This window comes from Calidithermus roseus (genome assembly GCF_003574095.1).
Taxonomy (GTDB): Bacteria; Deinococcota; Deinococci; order Deinococcales; family Thermaceae; genus Calidithermus; species Calidithermus roseus.
Genome location: NZ_QWLA01000017.1, coordinates 22,508 through 41,507, shown reverse-complemented (window position 1 = coordinate 41,507; position 19,000 = coordinate 22,508). Strand labels below are relative to the sequence as shown.

General features: G+C 66.6%; 13 protein-coding genes and 2 pseudogenes. 6 read left to right on the top strand and 9 right to left on the bottom strand.

Annotated features, from left to right (window positions below):
- The first annotated feature begins 134 nt into the window (after positions 1 to 134).
- From Mrose_RS06180 to Mrose_RS06170, 3 genes are all read left to right on the top strand, one after another.
- Positions 135 to 791: a response regulator transcription factor gene (locus Mrose_RS06180; protein WP_119276551.1), complete on the top strand. Its 657-nt coding sequence runs from the start codon at positions 135 to 137 to the stop codon at positions 789 to 791.
- Positions 792 to 864: 73 nt separating this feature from the next.
- Positions 865 to 2,106 carry a sensor histidine kinase gene (locus Mrose_RS06175; protein WP_119276550.1) on the top strand — a complete coding sequence of 414 codons (1,242 nt, stop codon included), beginning with the start codon at positions 865 to 867 and terminating at the stop codon, positions 2,104 to 2,106.
- Entirely contained in the window at positions 2,103 to 3,107 is a 1,005-nt protein-coding gene (locus Mrose_RS06170) for a tetratricopeptide repeat protein (protein WP_245969606.1), read from the top strand. Before Mrose_RS06175 ends, Mrose_RS06170 begins: the two co-directional genes overlap by 4 nt.
- Positions 3,108 to 3,301: 194 nt before the next feature.
- Here the strand turns inward: Mrose_RS06170 and Mrose_RS06165 are convergent, their stop codons facing one another.
- From Mrose_RS06165 to Mrose_RS06135, 7 genes and pseudogenes are all read right to left on the bottom strand, one after another.
- Positions 3,302 to 3,856, bottom strand: a complete 555-nt coding sequence (locus tag Mrose_RS06165) for a PepSY-associated TM helix domain-containing protein (RefSeq protein ID WP_119276549.1) — start codon at positions 3,854 to 3,856, stop codon at positions 3,302 to 3,304.
- Between the two features lie 52 nt (positions 3,857 to 3,908).
- Positions 3,909 to 4,454 carry a DUF2271 domain-containing protein gene (locus Mrose_RS06160; protein WP_119276548.1) on the bottom strand — a complete coding sequence of 182 codons (546 nt, stop codon included), beginning with the start codon at positions 4,452 to 4,454 and terminating at the stop codon, positions 3,909 to 3,911.
- A 20-nt stretch (positions 4,455 to 4,474) separates the two neighbouring features.
- Positions 4,475 to 5,380 carry an FAD:protein FMN transferase gene (locus tag Mrose_RS06155; protein WP_119276547.1) on the bottom strand — a complete coding sequence of 302 codons (906 nt, stop codon included), beginning with the start codon at positions 5,378 to 5,380 and terminating at the stop codon, positions 4,475 to 4,477.
- 348 nt (positions 5,381 to 5,728) lie between these two features.
- Positions 5,729 to 5,878, bottom strand: a pseudogene (locus Mrose_RS06150) (transposase); the annotation flags it as partial.
- Positions 5,879 to 6,338: 460 nt separating this feature from the next.
- Positions 6,339 to 7,421, bottom strand: a complete 1,083-nt coding sequence (locus tag Mrose_RS06145) for a DUF5009 domain-containing protein (protein WP_119276546.1) — start codon at positions 7,419 to 7,421, stop codon at positions 6,339 to 6,341.
- A gap of 7 nt (positions 7,422 to 7,428) precedes the next feature.
- Positions 7,429 to 8,649, bottom strand: coding sequence for a polysaccharide deacetylase family protein (locus Mrose_RS06140; RefSeq protein WP_119276545.1), 1,221 nt, complete (start codon positions 8,647 to 8,649; stop codon positions 7,429 to 7,431).
- Between the two features lie 265 nt (positions 8,650 to 8,914).
- Positions 8,915 to 9,529 carry a hypothetical protein gene (locus tag Mrose_RS06135; protein WP_119276544.1) on the bottom strand — a complete coding sequence of 205 codons (615 nt, stop codon included), beginning with the start codon at positions 9,527 to 9,529 and terminating at the stop codon, positions 8,915 to 8,917.
- Positions 9,530 to 9,586: 57 nt separating this feature from the next.
- Between Mrose_RS06135 and Mrose_RS06130 the strand changes: the two are divergent.
- The 3 genes and pseudogenes from Mrose_RS06130 to Mrose_RS19625 form a co-directional block, all read left to right on the top strand.
- A pseudogene (locus Mrose_RS06130) lies at positions 9,587 to 10,296 on the top strand (IS256 family transposase); the annotation flags it as partial.
- Positions 10,297 to 10,410: 114 nt separating this feature from the next.
- Complete coding sequence (locus Mrose_RS06125) at positions 10,411 to 15,573, top strand: DEAD/DEAH box helicase (RefSeq protein ID WP_119276543.1); 5,163 nt, start codon at positions 10,411 to 10,413, stop codon at positions 15,571 to 15,573.
- On the top strand, positions 15,570 to 18,362 hold the full coding sequence (locus tag Mrose_RS19625; protein ID WP_119276542.1) for a helicase-related protein: 2,793 nt from the start codon (positions 15,570 to 15,572) through the stop codon (positions 18,360 to 18,362). The genes Mrose_RS06125 and Mrose_RS19625 overlap by 4 nt, the downstream gene beginning before the upstream one ends.
- A 17-nt stretch (positions 18,363 to 18,379) precedes the next feature.
- Here Mrose_RS19625 and Mrose_RS06115 read toward each other — a convergent pair whose 3' ends face one another.
- Positions 18,380 to 18,754 carry a DUF5615 family PIN-like protein gene (locus tag Mrose_RS06115; protein WP_182482697.1) on the bottom strand — a complete coding sequence of 125 codons (375 nt, stop codon included), beginning with the start codon at positions 18,752 to 18,754 and terminating at the stop codon, positions 18,380 to 18,382.
- Complete coding sequence (locus Mrose_RS06110; protein WP_119276540.1) at positions 18,751 to 18,969, bottom strand: DUF433 domain-containing protein; 219 nt, start codon at positions 18,967 to 18,969, stop codon at positions 18,751 to 18,753. The genes Mrose_RS06115 and Mrose_RS06110 overlap by 4 nt, the downstream gene beginning before the upstream one ends.
- Between the last annotated feature and the right edge of the window lie 31 nt (positions 18,970 to 19,000).

Here is a 19,000-nt window from a genome sequence, read left to right as displayed (position 1 = left end):
AAGTCTATTGCGAGCCAGAGAAAAAAGCTCCCCCAGTCAGGAGGTTTTTCATCTCGAGTTCACCCCCTGGGCCTACCCTCCCCTCGGGAGGAGTCATGGAAGGTACGATACCTGCCCCGGGAGTAAAGTTGGATATGCGCTTGTTGATCGTGGAGGACGAGCCCAGCCTGGGCTCGACCCTGGTGGAGAGCCTGGCGGCACAGGGCTTTGAGCCGTACCTGGTGTCCTCGGTGACCCAGGCCGAGGCGGTCATCTGGGAGCAGTCCTTCGACCTGATTCTGCTCGACGTGATGCTGCCCGAGGGCCAGGAGGCAGGCTTCGAGTTGGCCCGCGCTCTGCGTGAGTCGGGTTTCCGTCAGCCCATCCTCTTCCTCACCGCCCGTGAGAGCGTGCCCGACCGGGTGAGGGGTCTCGAGGTGGGAGAGGACTACCTGCCCAAGCCCTTCGCCCTGGCCGAGTTGGTCGCCCGGCTCAAAGCGCTGGCCCGACGTGGTGAGGTTAAGCCGCAGAGCATTCAGCTGGATGACCTTGAGCTGGTGTGCGAGACACGCCAGGTGCGCTACCGGGGTCAGCCCGTGCGGCTGACAGCCAAAGAATATCAGGTGCTCGAGCTCTTCGCGCTGAGCCCGGGACGGGTCTTCACCCGTGAGGAAATCCTGGAGCGGGTCTGGGGGCCAGGCTACGAGTCGGACTCCAATCTCATCGACGTATACGTGAAAAACCTGCGGCGCAAGCTCTACGAGGGGGTGATCCAGACCGTGCGCGGGATGGGTTACCGTATGGGGGACTGAGCGGCTGGGGGGCTATGGCGGCTGACCCCTCCTCAGACCCTGTCCCCTCGAGCCCTGGCCGAACGGGACGTGCATGAGCTTGCGACTGCGGCTGGCCCTCATCGCCTTCAGCCTCACCCTGCTGGGGTTGGGACTGGGGCTGTTCTCGACCTATCAGGTGCTCGAGCGCAGCAGCCTGGCCGAACTCGACCAGGAGCTGCGCTTCCAGGCCGGGGTGGTGCTGCGGGCGGCGCTCGAAAGCCAGAGCATCCCTGATGAGATCGCCGATGAACTCACCCAAAGCAACCGCCCCAACTCGGCCCAGGTCTATCGTGGTAGCCAGAAAATCTGGGAGGGGGGCACCTTCTCCTCTGATCTGCCCTTCGACGCTCAAATGCTGGGTAGGCAGGGTCCCAGTGAGGTCGGGGGGTTGCGGGTATACACGCTGAGCCGGGGGGACCTGAGCGTGCAGGTCAGCGCGCCACTGGGGCTGTTGCGCGAGACCCTGGGGCGCTTCGTGGAGGTCGCCGTGCCCATCGCTCTGCTGCTGGCGCTCTTCTCGGCGGGGCTGGCCTACTTAGCCGCCACGCTGGCCGTACGGCCCCTCGAGCGCCTGGCCCACGCCGCAGCCCACTTCGAGCAGGGAGTCGCCATCCCCAGCACCTCCGGCCAAGACGAGGCCGCCACCTTGGCCAGATCCTTCGCCAACCTGATGGGCCGCCTCAAGGAGCAGCGCGAACGGGAGCAGCAGTTTTTGGCCTATGCCGCCCACGAACTGCGCACACCGCTTTCGGCCTTCCGGGCCAGCCTCGAGGCCGCACGGCTGAGGGGGCAGATGCCCTCGGAACAGCTCAGCCGCCTGCACCGCGAGGCCTTGCGGCTGGAGACGCTGGCTCAAAACCTGCTGGCCCTCTCGCGGGCCGAGAGCGGGGAGGTGCGGGGGCAGCCGCTCGACCTGGCTGACATGGTCTTCGAAGCCTTCGACCGCTTTCAGCCGCTGGCGTTGGAGCGGGGACTGGAGCTTTGTCTTGAGGCCTACCCCGCCCCCACCTACGCCGACGTAGGGCTGCTCGAGCAGGCCCTCAACAACCTCGTACACAACGCCCTGCGCTACACCGCAAAGGGCAGCGTGACCCTCAAGAGTGGTCTGGAGGATGGCTGGGCCTGGCTCGAGGTCACCGACACCGGTCCCGGTTTCCGCAAGGGTGCCCCCGAGGGGCTGGGTCTGCGGGTGGTGCGAGCGGTGGCCCAGGCCCTGGGCGGAGAACTGATCATAAAGCAGCACCAGGGCAGCCAGGTACGGTTGCGACTGCCCCCGCACAGGAGGGTGATTTGAAGCGGCACAAAGCTTTGCTGGGCCTTCTGCTCCTCAGCCTCGCAGCGACCTGTGCCCGGGCGCAGGAAACAGGCTACGCCTATGGCTACGAGGCCTTCAGCCGCCTCATCGAGGAGTCTTACCGCCTCACCCATTCTCAGGGGCTCGAGCCCTTTTACCGCTGGTTCGAGGGGGCTTATGCCCGTCACGCAGGGGAGAGCCTGCGGCAAGCCCTCGAGGCCCGTCGGCGAGTCTACGGCGAGCTAAAGGCCCCCCAGAGAGCCGTCTTCGAGCGAGAGAGCGCCATCTGGGCCTATCGTACGGTCAAGGCCCTCATCCCCCGCTTCAGCCTCGAGCGTGGCTACGAATTCGCCTATGCGGTGCGTTACGGCGAGCGGCAGTGCCTTTTGCAGTCGGTGATCATCGCCGGAATGCTGCAGCGAATAGGCATGAGGGCGGGCGCGGTGATGGTCTGGAAAAGTCTGCATGGGCAGGTGAGCAACAACGGCCACGTAACCGCCGTGCTGCGCCTTTCGGACGGGCACGACCTGCTGGTAGATGCTTCCGAACCACAGCCCTTCCCTCAACACCAGGGGCTCTTCACCTGGGACCGCACACAGGGCGATTACCGCTTCCTTGAGCCCGTTTACGACGTCGATGGTGGCATCCGTGCCTATGGCGTGGTGGGCAGGAGGGAGGAGCTCAAGACACAGGAAGTGGGCTTGCTCAGCCTGGATTTTCTGCGCTCGCAGTTCTTCTACTATCGGGGGGAGCGGGCTCCGGGCGGCTTTATGGGCCCCTCCACTCCACAGGGCCTCTGGGCCTCGGCACGCTTTCTGGAGGAGGCAGTGCGGGCGGAGCCTCGCAACCCCCTGCCGGTCTACGTGCTGGGATTGGTCTACCGTAAGCAGGGCCGGCTCGAGGCTGCCCGCCGGCAGATCCAAGCTGGTTACGCGCTGTACCAACGCTACGGTTTCGTCCCCGAGGGCCCCAAGGCGGCTTATGTCTGGGCTGGGGAGTGATTGCTGCGACCAAAGAGCGAACGGCGTTACAAACCCCCACGGTGTCTTCAAGCGAGACGCCGAGGGGCATTAGCGCGTCACCCGCCTCACCCTCTGCCCCTTCGCCCTGCTGCGAACCCTAGGAGCCGGGTGTGGGCTGATTTAGCATTGCCGCCCGCACTCCAGGCAGCCCTGCAGAGTCCGCTCGAGCATATCTAGCTCGCTGCCCGCATCAACAGCAGCACCACCACCGCGCCCCCCAGTGCCGTGATCAGCGCGGCCCGGCGGGTTTTGCGCAAAAACAGCGAGAGGGCGAAGCCGGTTAGGGCCAAGAGCAACAAGAACCCCCCGGAGAGGTCAATTACCCAGGCCCAGGCAGCTCCCGCGTCACGGCCCCGGTGCAGGTCCCCGAGAACCGCTATCGGTCCCTGCTGTACCACCCGCAGCGAGTAGCTGCCATCTTTCATCTGGATAAAAGCGTCGGCGGCATAGGCCGGAGCTCGGAAGCTCAGCGAGGCTTGCTGTTCGTCGTTGCGGTGGTCGCTGACGCTTCCTTTGAGCCCGTACCGGGCGCGCAGGGTCTCGGCAGTTTTGAGCCAATCTACCTGTCCGCCACTTTGCCAGCCGGGGGGCAGGGTGCCGGTGTAGGTTTGCTCGGTTTGCGCGCTGCCAAAAGTCCACTCCGGGTGGTTGAGGATAATGCCGGTGAAAGCGAAGAACAGCACTACCAGCAGGCTTACCATTGAGGCGTATAGGTGTATGAGCCGCATCAGGGTATATAGACGCGCCCGCAGCGGTTGGGAGGCCTTACGGATGGAGGGCTCAGCCTTGCTTACCATAGCTGAGGGTCACCCCCTTCAGCTCGCCTTCTCCAGGGTAGCTCCGGTTCAGCGGCGTGGAGCCCAAAGTGAGCTTCTCACGGAATAGCTCATACGGTCCGTGCTCGCGGGCCATCTCGATACAGACGTAGTAATCGCCCTGTGCAACGAGGTTGCCCTTGTCGTCCTTGCCATCCCAGCTCAGTGTGTAGCGACCCGGCATCCGGGTGGGGCCGGAGACGGTCTCCGGCAGACTGCTATTTTCCCCAGCCCAGCGTCGCAGCTCCCGCAAGTACCGGGCTCCTTTGCTCGATTGCTCGAACCATAGCGCTAAGGTGCGCAAGGGCAGACCCTGTGCATTCTCGATCCACACCGCTACGTAAGGCGGGCGGTAGCGGAAACCGCCGGGGGCCACAATCTCAAAAGTGATATCCAGTTTCATCCCGGCGGGGAGCTTGGGGGCTTGGGCCAGGCTACGTCCCACCCAGAGGGTGAGGGCCAGGCCGGTGGCACGGTAGATAAAACTTCTACGGCTGATAAAACGTTTCACAACGTTACCTCCCTGAGTTGTTATGTGCACTGCTCGTTAAACAAGGGGTTGCTGAAAACCTTGCCTTGGCTGTCCACCACCAAGCACCCTACCCGGTATTCCTCAGCCAAAGCCAGGCTCTCTTCCGGCTCGAGCACGCAAAAAGCCGTAGCTAACACGTCAGCGGTGGCTGCGTCGAGGGCTAAGGCGGTAGCTTGGGCGATTCGGGTCACGGGTCGAAGGGTGCGGGGGTCGAAAAGGTGCAGCCCACGCTGGGTGTACCCGCTGGTGGCGACCCCCTGATTATGGATGGTCAGCCGGGCCAAAGGCGGAGCGTTATCGGCGGGGGAGAAAGGATGGGTGATGGCTACCCGCAGGCCGCCCGCCCCACAGTGCCGCAGGTCACCACCGAGGTTTACCCAAACCTCCTGTACCCCGGCAACCCGCAGGGCCTGCTCGCAGGCCAGGTCAGCGATGCGGCCTTTGGCCAGGGCGTTGAAGTTGAGTGGCAGTGAGGTAAGTTTGCGGGCTTGCTCAGCCTCGAGTTCCCACAGAGGGGCTTGAAGACTAGCGCGCAGGGCCTCGAGGTCTTCCGCAGAGGGGGTAGAGGTGTGCCGGTAGAGGGCTTGTACCGCCTCGGCGGCGGGGTGGAAGGCTCCCCGGGTGCGCTTCTGCCAGATTTCGGCCTCCCGCAGCAGCCAGGCCAGCTCAGGGGAGACCCGGGCAGCACCGGCGCTTTGCCAGCGATTGAGTTCGCTACCCGGCAGAAAACGGCTGAAAAGGCCCTCGAGCCGGTCAATCTCCAGCAGAATCTGCGTCTCGGCCTGGCGAGCTGCGCGGTTGGGCTGAGCCAGAATGTGCAGCTCGAGGCTCGTTCCCAGCACGCCCTCGTAGCGGGCAGCGTAGGGTTGGGGTTTAGGGTGCTTAAAGATCGCCGTAAGGTTCATGCTCTTGGCCCTCGGACTTAATAACAACCTAGCGGCCTAGGATGACCGCTCGGTAAAAGCAATGTGTAGTTCTTGTGAAGGCCCCGCTTCTCCGTAGAGCAAATGCCGCGACCCTGAAGGTGCCTCCGCCACGGCATCGCAAGGGGGATGAGGAGGCAGAGGAGGCTTTGAAACGATGGGGTGTGGGGCGGCAGTCCCCGACCAATACGCCACGCCTAGGCGTGGCGTATTGGTCGGGGAAGGAACCTCGAAAGCATGCGTCCGAGCCCGGACGCATGCTTCGGTTTCGTAGCCCCACGCCGCCGAAGGCGGCTACTCTGGGGGCTTGCGCTCGCCCTGGATGTATTGCTATTGCTTGAGCACCTCCAAAGGCGCACCGCCCGCCGTCAGGATGGCGTAGGAACCCGACCACAGCACCCGTTTGCGGTAGAACTTGCTGAGGTGTTCGGCGTGATTCTTGCGGATGGCACGGCTGGTGACGGTCTTGAGGCTGTTGACGGCAAAGGGCGGAAGCAGAAAAACCGGTCTCAACCGGGCGATACTCGACGTGAGGATGGGGGGCATCCTGCAAAAGCTGGCGTACAAAGCGGCAGAGGCTGGTACGCGGCTGGTGGACGTGCCCGCCCCCAAGGTCAAGCCTTCGCAGACCTGCTCCATCTGCTTGCGCCAGGAGAAGAAGCCGCTCGCCGTCCTGCAGGGAATCTGCCCTTGGGTGTACACGCCTGGGAGTGTCCCAAAGGGAATCTACCCCTGGGAACCAGGGGGCGGGGAGGGGCTGAGGTCTGGCCCCGTCGAACCGCGAAACCCCTACCATACCGCGATAGCGGTTGGTCGTGGGTAGTTCATGTGGTATCAGACAAGCAAAACCCCCCCGTTCGGCTCGAGGGGGCTCTCCTAGAGGAGGCGGATCGGTCCGCCTGAGTAGAGGCTAGGCGTGGCTTATGAAGCCACAATGAAATCACACCCGCAGGAAAATGCGCCTTCGGTAGAGCCAGGCCAGCACCAGCCACCAGGCCAGGATGTAGCCCAGGGTATACAGCCATCCCCCACCCACCGTCCCCCAGCGCTCTACCAGCCAGCCCAGCCAGGCCTGCTGCAGGGTCTTTGGGCCCAGTTGCCACTCCTGGAGAATCCACACCTTGACCAGGATGGGCGCGAGGTAAGCCAGCAGGGCGTTGGAGCCAGGAATGGTCAGGGGCCAGGCCACCCGCCAGCCCTTGCGGTCGAACAGCAGGTAGAACCCCCACAGCAGCAGGGTGGCCAGCCCCGCCGAGAGCAGGATGTAGGGGGGGGTCCAGTAGGCCTTGCTGAAGGGCAGATCGAGGCTCCAGGTGTAGCCTAAGGCCACCTCGAGCCCCCCCAGCCCCAGCAGCTCGAGCAGCACCCTTTTCCCCCCGGAGCGCAGGATCTGGCTCACCGCCGCACCGAAGAGAGCCAAAGCCGCGGTGGGGATCACCGAAAGGAGGCCGCGCAGGCCCAGGGGCTCGAGGTAGGTGTGGTTGAGGTAGAGCAGCAGGTTGCGGTCTTCCTCGAAGATGCCCGGTCCCACACCGGGAACGGGCACGAAGCGGATGGCAGCCCAGTAGCCCAGCAGGAGCGCCCCTCCCAGCAGGAGCAGCGCCCCCGCAGGGGGAGCGAGCCGGTACAGTATCGCCGCCAGCAAGTAGGCCAGGGCGATGAGCTGGAGCACGTCCAGGGCCCACACCGGGGTGTGAGCCAGGCTGCTCGTGAGGAAGAGCCCCAAGGCAAACAGCAGCGCGCTACGGTTGAACACGCGCGCGTAGAAGCGCCAGGCAGGCAGGCCCAGCCGGGCGAAGCTGCTGGCCGAGTAGGGAATTGAGGCTCCCATGCAGAACAAAAACCAGGGAAACACCAAATCGGCCAGACTGACCCCGCCGAAGGGCGCGTGCATGAGCTGCTCGGGAGTAGCCTCGCCGATGGCCGCGTTGTTGACCAGCAGCATAAGCAGCACGGTCAGGCCGCGCAGAGCGTCGAGGGCCAGCAGGCGGGTTGGTGCAGGCGATTGGTGCTGGAGGGCCATGGTCCTCCTAGCGGTTCGCCCGCGCCTCGCCGTGCACCAACTCGCCCACGCTGACCAGCCAGATGCCCCGCTGCCGGGCCTCCTCGAGGAAGACGGGCAAGGCCTGGATGCTCTGGAGCACGTTGTCGTGCAACAGGACGATGCCCCCAGGCCGCAGGCGCGAGAGGAGGCGGGCCTCAAGGAGGCCGGTTCCTGGGTTGTCGAAGTCGGCGGGGTCGTCACTCCACGGGACCAGCCTCAGGCCCAAATCCTGCGCCACCTTGAGCACCGTGGGGGAGTAGCGCCCGCCTGGAGGGCGGAAGTAGCGCACACTCCTGCCGGTGATGCCCTGCAAGACCTCATTAGTCAGGGCCAACTCGTTGTGGATGCTGGCCTCGTCAAGGCCGCTCAGGCGCACGTGGTGAAAAGTGTGGTTGCCGACCTCGTGCCCCTCCCTCACCATCTCGCGCACGAAGTAGGGGTAGGCCAGCGCGTTGCGCCCGATACAGAAGAAGGTGGCTCGCACCCCACTGCGCCGCAGGGTATCCAGCAGCAAGGGAGTGTAGAGCGGGTGCGGGGCGTCGTCGAAGGTCAGAGCAGCCACGGGGTGGCTGCCCGCCTGGTCACTCCGGGGGTTCGGCTCCTGAATCCCCGACCGTGTGCCAACCCCGTCACCGTTACCAGCGGGCGAAGGTACGTAGACCCCCCCTGTAGGGTTTAGCCACAGTCGGTCATAGTGGCCGAGGTTTTGGGGTTTCAGGCTCATGAACTCCGCCAGCCGAGCCCTGGGCACCGAGGCGGTGAAGTAGGGCAGCGGCCCTCCGATTCCGCCGTAGCCCGCCCGGCGGTAGAAGCTCAGGTCCACCTCGTCCAGGCTGGCTCGAGCCTCGAAGACGCGGGAGGCGATCTGCTGGGCCAGCCGCAGGGCGTTCTGAGCCTCTATTTCCTCCTCCGGCAACAGCGCCAGGGCGTGGGCCACCTCTATGTACCCGTTGGAGGCATACTCCACCTTGAGCACCTCGGGGATGGTCGGGCTCAACCTGATCTGCGGTAACGGCGGTGCGCTGCGTTGCCCTGGGGCCAGGGGCTGTACCTCCCCCGGCAGGAGCGGCGCTTTGTGCTGGGGAAGCGGCCCGGCCTTGGCCAGCGCGGCGATGGTCAGGAAGGCACCGCTCCATCCTAGCGCCTTGAAAAGCCAGCGACGTGAAGCAAGGTGGCATGCCCATTTCCAGCCGATATCTGCCCGCATACCCTCCTCCTGGCCAGAGGGTATGCCCGTACGATGAATCGCACCTGAAGGGCGCCAGAGTCGAGCCCTGTGACGCTCCTCACCAGCGGGGCCAGGGTGGGGCGGCCTCGAGGCCAGGTAAGCCCGCAGAGCCTCGTAGTCGGTGGCCCCCACCGGCCTGGTCCCGTGGGTCAAGATGCTGCTGTTGCGCTGTTGAAGACCAAGGTGAGCGGGGTAGCGGGGGTAGACGGCGATCTCGCCTGTCTTTGGCTGTGGGGTGGGTGACCTACGCCTGCCCGTCCGGATCGGTCTCGGGGTTGTTGGGGGCGGGATTGGCGGGATTGTTCTGGAACATCTTGCGCAGGGCCTTCTGGGCTGCGACTTCGGCCCGGACGATGGCGGCCTGCTCCTCGTCCATGCGCCGGGCCATCTCCTCGAGCACGACCCCCTGGAAGTCCTCCTCCAGCACCCAGGAGTGGTCCCTGGCCTTGAGGTAGAGGGGGTGGACCTGACCCGCCCCCGGGGGGAAGGGCAGGTTGTGGCGGCGACAGGCGGCCTCGAGGGCGGGGAGGTCCTCCTCGGCCACCACCGGCACCCGGTAATCGAAGCCCAGCGGGCGGCCGGGCTGCTCCTCGTACTCGGCGAAGGCCCAGAAGGTCTGCAGGTCGTAGAGTTTGGCCACCGCCCGGCGCAGGTACTCCCCGCGGCAGTAGCGGAACACCGACGCCAGCACCGCGCCTACAGCCCGGGCGTCTTCCAGGATCAGAGGGGTGAGGCGCTGGCGCAGCTTTTTGAGGGCTGACTGCTCCTCGGCTCCGTTGTTCGGGGGGGTGGGGTCTTCGTTTATGTTTAGGGCTTTGTGTATGAATGGGGGTACCCGATGAGAAGGGAGGTACCCCATGGATCAGGATACCCTGCAGGTGATTTTGAGGGAAGCGGTGAGGGAAACGGCGACCAGATGGACGTGGGGGAAGTGGCGGTGGCCCTGTACGCCGCTGGGCTCAGTCAGGGCAAGGCGGCGGAGGGGATGAGCCTGCTGCTGGGCCACCGCTAGACCCACGAGACCATCAGCGCCATCACGGATCAGGTGCTGGAGGGAGCGGAGGCCCTCTGCCAGAGACCCTTACCGGAGGAGATGGCCTTGGTCTACCTGGACGGCTTCTTTTTGAAGGTTCTAAGGGAGGGACTGGGGGTGGAGCGGGAGGCGGTGTACGTGGCCCTGGGCGTCAGCCCTTGCGGGGCGAGGCGGGTGCTGGGCTTCTGAGAGCGCTGCTGCCTGGGAGGGGGTTTTGACGGAGCTATGGCCCAGGGGCCTGCGGCAGGTTTTGCTTTTCGTCACCGATGGCCTACCTGGGATAGAAGAGGCGATCCGCCGGGTGTATCCCCTGGCCCAGTGGCAGCGGTGTGTGGTGCACCAGGGAAGGCACAGCCTGGCCCAGGACTTGAGGGGGGTCTACACGGCGGGGAGCCGACCGGAGGCCCTTGGGGCTCTGGAGAGGTTCCGGGAGGCCTGGGGGGCCAGGTACCCTTCCCTGGTGGGAGAACGCAGGGGCCCTGCTGCGCTTCTACGATTACCCCCAGGGGCTCTGGCCCTATCTGCGGAGCACCAACCTCATGGAGCGGTTTATCCGTGAAGTGAGGCGGGGGACGAAGGTGCGGGATCATAAATCTTGACACGACCGGACCCACGGAGTGAAACGTTAGAATCGATGCATCAGGATGCCGGTGTGGACCGTGCGTTGAGTTTTACGGCAGTAACAGCTTACCCTTTAGGAGGGCGGATTGAACGTCTTTGGTCTGCGCAACGACCTTATTCACGACTACCGACGCTTCGTAGAGAGTTTCGTTCGCATCCGGGACGACCGAATCGCCGAGCATGTGAGGGCCAGGTTGGACGAAGGGGCCCTGTGGCCCGACCCGCTGGTGCAACTGAATCCAACCTTCGCGCCGGGCCAGCCCCTCGAGCGCCTCGTTGAAGAGGGTCTGCTGCACCCCGAGACCCTGCGCATCTTCCGCCTCAAGGACCGCCCCGAGCAGCCCCTGCTCAGGCTGCACCGCCACCAGGAGGAGGCCATCCGCACCGCGGCGCGGCGGGAGAACTACGTCGTGACCACCGGGACCGGCTCAGGCAAGAGCCTGACCTACATCATCCCCATCGTCAACCACGTGCTGCGCCATGGCAGCGGCAAGGGCATCCAGGCCATCGTGGTCTACCCCATGAACGCTCTGGCCAACAGCCAGAAGGGGGAGCTCGAGAAGTTCATCAACGAGGGCTACCTCGATAAGAGGGGGCCGGTGCGCTTTGCCCAGTACACAGGGCAGGAGGACGACGCCGAGCGGGCAGATATTCAAGCCAACCCTCCGGACATCCTCCTGACCAACTACGTCATGTTGGACTTGATTCTGACCCGCCCCCGCGACAAGAACCTCATCCATGCGGCTAAGGGGCTGAAGTTCCTCGTGCTCGACGAGCTCCACACCTACCGCGGGCGCCAGGGGGCCGACGTGGCCTTGCTGGTGCGGCGACTGCGGGAGCGCCTCGAGGCCCACGACGTGGTGTGCATCGGCACCTCCGCCACTATGGCCGGTATCGGTGGGCGCGAGGAGCGCAGGCGCAGCGTGGCCCAGGTAGCCTCGCGCATCTTCGGGCTTTTGGTCAAGCCCGAGAACGTCATCGGCGAGACCCTCCAGCGCACCACCCAGCCCTACGACTTCGCCGACTTCGCAGTGGTGGCGCGCCTGCAGGAGCGGGTGATGGCCTGGGCCGCCCTGCAGGCCAGTTCCCTACCGGGAGGGGCAGAGCCCGCACAACAGCAGGACTTCGCCGCCTTCGCCGTGGACCCCTTGGCGAGCTGGGTCGAGCAGACCCTGGGGCTGCGCGAGGAAGAGGGCCTGCTGGCGCGGCAGACCCCACGCCCCCTGACCGGACCCGAGGGCGTGGCAGCCGAACTCGCGGCGCTGGTCTCACTACCCCAGGAGGTGTGCCAGCGGGCTCTGGAGGAGTGCCTGCTGGCCGGATACCGCCTCATCAACCCTGAGAGCGGTCTGCGGGCCTTCGCCTTCCGGCTGCACCAGTTCATCAGCCGGGGCGACACCGTCTACGCCTCGCTGGGCGAGCCGCAGGAGCGGCACATCACCCTGCAGGCCCAGCAGTTCGTGCCGGGCAGCCGCGAACAGGTGCTGCTCCCGCTGGCCTTCTGCCGCGAGTGCGGGCAGGAGTTCTACACCGTCTGGCGCCTGCGGGGCCCGGAGGGCACCCGCTACGAAGCCCGCAGGCTCAGCGACCGCTACTCCGACGCAGGCGGGGAGCCGGGGTTCTTGTACCCCGGTGACTGGCCCACCAGCGATGAGGAAATCAAGGAGCGCGTGCCGGAGGACTGGCTCGAGCCCATGAACCGCGAGCTCATGCGGGACAAGCGCAAGAAGCTGCCCACGCCGGTGAAGGTAGGCCCGGACGGCAAGGAGGCTCCCGCTGGCCGTACCCTCCACTACCTCGAGGCCCCCTTCGAGTTCTGCCCCTGCTGCGGGGTGGCCTACGGAGCGCGGCAGGCTTCCGACTTCGGCAAGCTGGCCACCCTGGGCTCCGAAGGGCGTAGCACCGCCACCACCGTGCTCTCCCTCTCCACCGTGCTGCACCTGCGGAAAGCCGAGTTGCCCCCTCAAGCCCGCAAGCTGCTCTCCTTCACCGACAACCGCCAGGACGCTTCCTTGCAGGCGGGCCACTTCAACGACTTCGTGCAGACCGGCCTGCTTCGCTCCGCGGTGTACCGGGCGGTGGCGGCAGCAGGCGAGGCGGGTCTGCGCCACGATGAGCTCACGCAGAAGGTCTTCGAGGCGCTGGACCTCTCCCTGACCGAGTACGCCAGCAACCCGGAGGTCAAGTTCAGCGCCAGGCACGACACCGACCGGGCCCTGCGGGACGTGCTGGGCTACCGCATCTACCGCGACCTACTCAGGGGCTGGCGCATTACCGCGCCCAACCTCGAGCAGGTGGACCTGCTGCGCATCGGCTACGAGTCGCTGGGCGAGCTGTGCCGGGCCGAGGAGGAGTGGCAGCAAACCCCCTCCGCGCTCTTGGGGGCATCGCCTGAGGTGCGGGAAAAGGTGGCCAAGGTGCTGCTCGACTACCTGCGGCGCGAGCTGGCCATCAAGGTGGATTACCTCAACCAGGACTTTCAAGAGCGCATGCGCCAGGCCAGCAGTTCACGCCTGATTGCCCCCTGGGCCTTGGAGGAGAACGAGCGACTGGAGTATGCACGGGTGGCTTACCCCCGCTCCCGCCAGCCCGGAGAGACGCGGGAGGCGGTCTACATCTCCCCAAGAGGCAGTTTCGGGCAGTACCTGCGGCGCAGCAACACCTTTCCCGGCTTGGGGTACGCGCTGAAGATGAAGGACTGCGAGGAAATCATCCAGCACCTGCTGCGCGTCCTGAGCGTGGCCGGGCTGGTCGAGCTGGTGGACCCTGAGGGCAACGGCTACCAGGTGGTGGCCGCCTCCTTCATCTGGAGACCCGGCGATGGGAGCCAGCCTTCCGGGGACCCCTTGCGGGTGCGCCTGCGGGAGAGCGCCCTTCGCGAGGCCAACCGCTTCTTCGCCGAGTTCTACCGCCTCACCGCCCGCAACCTCGGCGGTATCGAGGCCAAGGAGCACACCGCCCAGGTGCCCCCCGAGGAGCGCCAAAAGCGGGAGAATGACTTTCGCGAGGGGAGGCTGCCGGTGCTGTACTGCTCGCCCACCATGGAGCTGGGCGTGGACATCTCCACCCTCAACGTCGTTAACATGCGCAACGTGCCCCCCACCCCGGCCAACTACGCCCAGCGCTCGGGTCGGGCGGGGCGCAGCGGCAGCCCGGCGCTGGTGTTCGCCTACGCCTCCAGCGGCAACTCCCACGACCAGTACTTCTTCCGCCGCCCTAAGCTGATGGTGGCGGGCGCGGTCACGCCCCCGCGCCTCGACCTGAGCAACGAGGAACTCATTCGCTCGCACCTGCAGGCCGTGTGGCTGGCGGCCACCGGGGCCGACCTGGGCCGCTCGCTGGCGGAGATTCTGGAGGTAGAGGGCGAGGAGCCCAGCCTGGCCCTCAAGCCCTCGATACGAGCGGCGCTCGAGAACCCCTCCGCACGGCAAAAAGCCCTAGAGAGGGCCGAGCGGGTGCTGGCCGACTTGAAGCCCGAACTCGAGCAGGCCCCCTGGTACACCCCGGAGTGGGTGGCGGGGGTGATGGCGCAGGCCTTCCACCGCTTCGAGGAGGCCTGCGGGCGCTGGCGGACTCTTTTCCGTGCGGCCCGCGAGCAGTTCCAGGTGCAGAGCAAAGTCATCCTGGACGCCAGCCGGGGCGAGCAGGAGAAGGCCCAGGCCCGGCGACTGCGCTCCGAGGCCGAGTCCCAGCTCAAGCTGCTCACCGAAACCAGCGAGCTGGCCCAGTCGGACTTCTACTCCTACCGCTACTTCGCCAGCGAGGGCTTCCTGCCCGGCTACAGCTTCCCCCGGCTGCCGCTTTCGGCCTACATTCCGGCCCGGCGTGGGATAGGGGGTAGGGACGACTTCCTCTCCCGCCCCCGCTTCCTGGCCATCACCGAGTTCGGCCCCTTCTCCACGCTCTACTACGAGGGTTCCAAATACGTCATCAACCGGGTCATCCTGCCCCCCGGCAGCGAGCAGGAGCTGCGCACGACTGCGGTGAAGCGCTGCGAGCTGTGCGGCTACCTGCACCCGGTGGACGCGGCGGGGGGCCCCGACCTCTGCGTGCGCTGCGGGGCCGAGTTGCCCCCGCCCAGGGTCAACCTCCTGCGCATGCAGAACGTATCCACCGTCCGCCGGGAGCGCATCAACTCCGACGAGGAAGAGCGCCAGCGCCTGGGCTACCAGGTGCTCACCGGCATCTCCTTCCCGCCCCACGGCACCCAGCCCGCCTTCCAGAGCGCCCAGGTTTTCCGGGAGGGCCGACCGCTGGCCGAGCTCACCTTTTCCCAGGCCGCCAGCATCTGGCGTATGAACCTGGGTTGGGCCCAGCGCAAGAACAAGGCCGACGAGGGCTTCCTGCTCGACCCCGAGCGCGGGGCATGGCTCAAGCGCCCCAGCGACCCCGACGAGCTCGACGAGCAGAACCCCACCAGCCGCCGGGCGGTGCAGGTCATCCCCTATGTCGAGGACCGCAAGAACGCCCTGCTGTTGCGGCCCGAGCCCCCGCTCACCGAGGTGCAGTTCGCCTCGCTGCTGGCGGCGCTCAAGAGCGCCATCCAGGTCAGTTACCAGCTCGAGGAGAGCGAACTGGCCGCCGAAATCCTGCCCGACGGCAGGACCCAGCGCGAACTCTTGTTCTACGAGGCGGCGGAGGGGGGGGCCGGGGTCCTGCGCCAGTTGGTCAGCGACCCCGAGGCCCTGCCCAGGGTGGCCCGCACCGCCCTCGAAATCTGTCACTTCGACGAGGGCGGCGCCGACCTGGGCCACGCCGCCCACGCCACCGAGCTTTGTGAGGCGGCCTGCTACGACTGCCTGATGAACTACAACAACCAGCGCATCCACCGCCTCTTGGACCGCAAGGCCATCCGCGACTACCTGCTCGAGCTCGCCGCCAGCCAGGTGGACACTTCCCCGGTGGGCACCAGCCGGGCAGAGCATCTACAGCGCCTGCTCAACCAGTGTGAATCGGCGCTGGAGCGGGAGTTCCTGCAGTTCCTCGAGACCCGCCACCTGGCCCTGCCCAGCCGGGCGCAGGTGTACGTTCCCGAGGCGGGTACACGGGTAGACTTTCTCTACGACGCCGAGCGCGCGGTGGTCTACGTGGACGGTCCCCACCACCTCTACCCCGAGCGCCAGGCTCGCGACCGGCAGCAGGAGCGCTTGCTGCGCCTGAAGGGCTATTCGGTGCTGCGGTTTGCCGAGCCGGAAGAGTGGGAGGCCAAAGTGCGCGAGCGACCCGACGTGTTTGGAGGCAAAGCATGAGCATTTACACCCCAGGTTCGCTCATCAAAGCGCGGGGGCGGGAGTGGGTAGTGCTGCCCGAGTCCACCCCGCCCCTGCTCATCGCCCGCCCCATCGGTGGCACCGACGAGGAGACGAGCGGCATCCACACCGAGCTGGAGGAGGTAAGCCCCTCCAGCTTCAGCACCCCCACCCTGGAGGACCAGGGCGACTACCGCTCGGGGCGTTTGCTGCGCGAGGCGGTGCGGCTGACCTCGCGCAACGTGACCGGGCCCTTCCGCTCCTTCGGGCGTATCGCCGTCGAGCCGCGGCCTTACCAACTCGTACCGCTCTTGATGGCCTTGCAGCAGGACCCCGTTCGCCTGCTCATCGCCGATGACGTTGGGGTTGGCAAAAGCGTAGAAGCCCTGCTCATCGCCCGCGAGCTCCTAGACCGGGGGGAAATCCGCAGCTTGAGCGTGCTGTGCCCGCCCCACCTGGCCGAGCAGTGGCAGAGCGAGCTCTGGGAGAAGTTCCACCTCGAGGCCGCCTTGGTGCTCCCCAGCACGGCAGCCCGCCTGGAGCGCGGCCTGCGGGTGGGGGAGACCCTCTTTCAGCGCTACCCCCTCACGGTGGTCTCGCTGGACTTCATCAAGAGCGAGCGCCGCCGCGAGGAGTTTCTGCGTACTGCGCCCGAGATGGTCATCGTGGATGAGGCCCACACCTGCGCTTACGGCGGGGTGAATCGGGGGGGACAGCACCAGCGCCACACCCTGGTTTCCCGGCTGGCCGAGCACCCCGAGCGCCACCTCATCCTGGTCACCGCCACGCCCCACTCCGGCCACGAGGAAGCCTTCCGCTCTCTGCTCTCCCTGCTCGACCCGGCCTTCCGGGACATGCCCCCCGACCTCAGCCGCCAGGAGGCCGAGGGGTGGCGCAGGCGTCTGGCGCGGCACCTGGTCCAGCGCAAGCGGGCCGACATCCGGGGCTACCTGGCCGAAGACACCCCCTTCCCCGCGCGCCTCGAGGCGGAAGCCACCTACGCCCTTTCCCCCGAGTACACCCGGCTTTTGGATAGGGTGCTGGCTTACGCCCGCGAGCTGGTGAGCGACCCCGTGGGGGACCAGCGGCACCAGCGGGTGCGCTGGTGGGCAGCACTGGCCTTGCTGCGCTCGGTGGCCTCGAGCCCCGCTGCTGCGGCTCAAGCCCTGCGCAACCGGGCCGCGGTGGCCGACGCCGAGACCGAGGCCGAGGTGGACGAGCTGGGCGAGCGGATGGTGCTCGACCAGGACGAGTACGACCGCGAGTTCGACCTGACCCCCGGCGGGGAGACTGGCACCGAGGAGTCCGAGCGGCGCAGGCTGCGCGAGCTGGCCCGCGAGGCCGAGGCCCTGGCCGGGGCCAAAGACCGCAAGCTACAGAGGGCCATCGAGCTGGTCAGGGGCCTGGTGAGCGAAGGGCACCACCCCATCGTGTTCTGCCGCTTCATCCAGACCGCGGAGTACGTGGCCGAGCACCTGCGGCGGGCGTTGGGCGATGGGGTGGCGGTGGAGGCCGTCACCGGCCTCCTGAGCCCGCCCGAGCGCGAGCTGGCCGTCGAGCGGCTGGGCGCTCAGCCGGTGCGGGTGCTCGTAGCCACCGACTGCCTCTCGGAGGGCATCAACCTGCAGCAGTACTTCAGCGCGGTGCTGCACTACGACCTCTCCTGGAACCCCACCCGCCACGAGCAGCGGGAGGGACGGGTGGACCGCTACGGCCAGCCGCGCCGGGAGGTCAAGACCCTGACCTACTTCGGTGCCAATAACCCGGTGGACGGCATCGTGCTCGAGGTGCTGTTGCGCAAGCACAAGGCCATCCGCAGCGACCTGGGTATCTCGGTGCCGGTGCCGGTGGACAACGACGCGGTGATTCAAGCGGTGATGCAGAGCATGCTGCTGCGTGACACCCGCCGCGCCCAGATGCAGAGCCTGTTCGAGCCTTTCGACGAGAAGGGCCTCGAGGTGCAGTGGAAGAACGCCGCCGAGCGGGAGAAGCGCTCGCGTACCCTCTTCGCCCAGCACGCCCTGCGCCCTGAGGAGGTCGCCCAGCAACTCGCCGAGGCCCGCCGGTCGGTGGGCTCGGGGGTGGAGGTGGGGCGCTTCCTGAAGGAGGCCTTAGAGGTTCACGGCGGCCAGGTGCACGACCTGGGTGAGGGTCTGTACCGCTTCGACCTCAGCGGCCTGCCCCGCTCCCTGCGCGACCTGCTGGGCCGCGATGGGCTCAAGGGACGCTTTTCGCTGCCGGTGCAGCCGGGTGAGGAGTACCTGAGCCGCACCCACCCGCTGGTGGAAACCCTCTCGAGCTTCCTGCTGGAGAGCGCTTTAGACCCGCTCGCGCAGGGCAAGGCGAGACGGGCCGGGGTGATTGCCACCAGCGCGGTACGTGAACTGCACACCCTGCTGCTGCTGCGCCTGCGCTACCACCTCACCACCACATCTACCCGCAAAGACCGGCAGCGCTGGCAGCAGTTGGCCGAAGAAGTTCACACCATCGCTTTCCGGGGCTTTCCCGACGCGCCGGAGTGGCTCAGCGAAGAAGAGGTCGAGGCCTTGTGGCAGGCCCGCCCCACTGCCAACCTCTCCCTCCAGCAGGCCCAGGAGTTCGCCAGCTTGGTGCTGCCGGAGCTCTCGCAACTGCGGAGTCATCTCGACGAGGTGGCCCTCAAGCAGGCCGTGCGTTTCGAGGAGGCTCACCGGGCCGTGCGCATGGCCGCCGACCTCAAGCTGCGCTATGAAGTCGAGCCCATCGTCCCGGTGGACGTACTGGGCGTGTATGTCTACGTCCCGAGGTGAGCCGTGCCCTACCCTCGCTACTCCAAAGGCAACGGGGGCAACGGGCGCACGCGGGCCCGGCGGGAGTCCATCGCCACGTTGGCCCCGGCCTCGAGCACCTCTGCCGCAGCCGCCAGCACCTGCAGCAGGCGCTCTCCGCTGGCCTCAGGTCGCAAGTCCACTCCCCGCAGAATCACCACGCTGGGGCTCGCCTCGCGGTTATACGCCAGCAGGTCGCCAAAGTCGAGGCCATGGGTCAGGAGCAAGTACCCCTGGGCGGCAGCGAAGCGCAACACCCCGAGGTCGTTTGCGCTGGTCAGCCCCACCTCCGACCATCGCACGGCCTCGAGACCCCGTTCACGCAAGAACCCCACCCAGCGAGGGGTGAGGTTCATGTCCAGCAGGATTTTCAAATCGCGACCTCACGCTCCTCGGCCAGGAAGGCCGCGTACTCCAGCGCGGCGTCGATGTCCCCCGGCTCGAGCTCGGGGTAGTCGCGCAGGATTTCCGCCGGGGTCTGGAAACGGAGCTGGTTGAGGATGGCGCCCACGGTGATGCGCGTTCCCCGAATGCACGGACGCCCCCCCATGACCAGCGGGTCGAAGGTAATGCGCTCGGACAGCCTCACAAGGTCATGTTAGTACCGGAAGGCCGGAAAC

Excerpts from the sequence above, each read along its gene's own strand:
- Mrose_RS06180 (WP_119276551.1), top strand. The coding sequence starts at position 135 with ATGCGCTTGTTGATCGTGGAGGACGAGCCCAGCCTGGGCTCGACCCTG.
- Mrose_RS06165 (WP_119276549.1), bottom strand. The coding sequence starts at position 3,856 with ATGCGGCTCATACACCTATACGCCTCAATGGTAAGCCTGCTGGTAGTG.
- Mrose_RS19625 (WP_119276542.1), top strand. The coding sequence starts at position 15,570 with ATGAGCATTTACACCCCAGGTTCGCTCATCAAAGCGCGGGGGCGGGAG.
- Mrose_RS06155 (WP_119276547.1), bottom strand. The coding sequence starts at position 5,380 with ATGAACCTTACGGCGATCTTTAAGCACCCTAAACCCCAACCCTACGCT.
- Mrose_RS06145 (WP_119276546.1), bottom strand. The coding sequence starts at position 7,421 with ATGGCCCTCCAGCACCAATCGCCTGCACCAACCCGCCTGCTGGCCCTC.
- Mrose_RS06135 (WP_119276544.1), bottom strand. The coding sequence starts at position 9,529 with ATGGGGTACCTCCCTTCTCATCGGGTACCCCCATTCATACACAAAGCC.
- Mrose_RS06140 (WP_119276545.1), bottom strand. The coding sequence starts at position 8,649 with ATGCGGGCAGATATCGGCTGGAAATGGGCATGCCACCTTGCTTCACGT.
- Mrose_RS06175 (WP_119276550.1), top strand. The coding sequence starts at position 865 with ATGAGCTTGCGACTGCGGCTGGCCCTCATCGCCTTCAGCCTCACCCTG.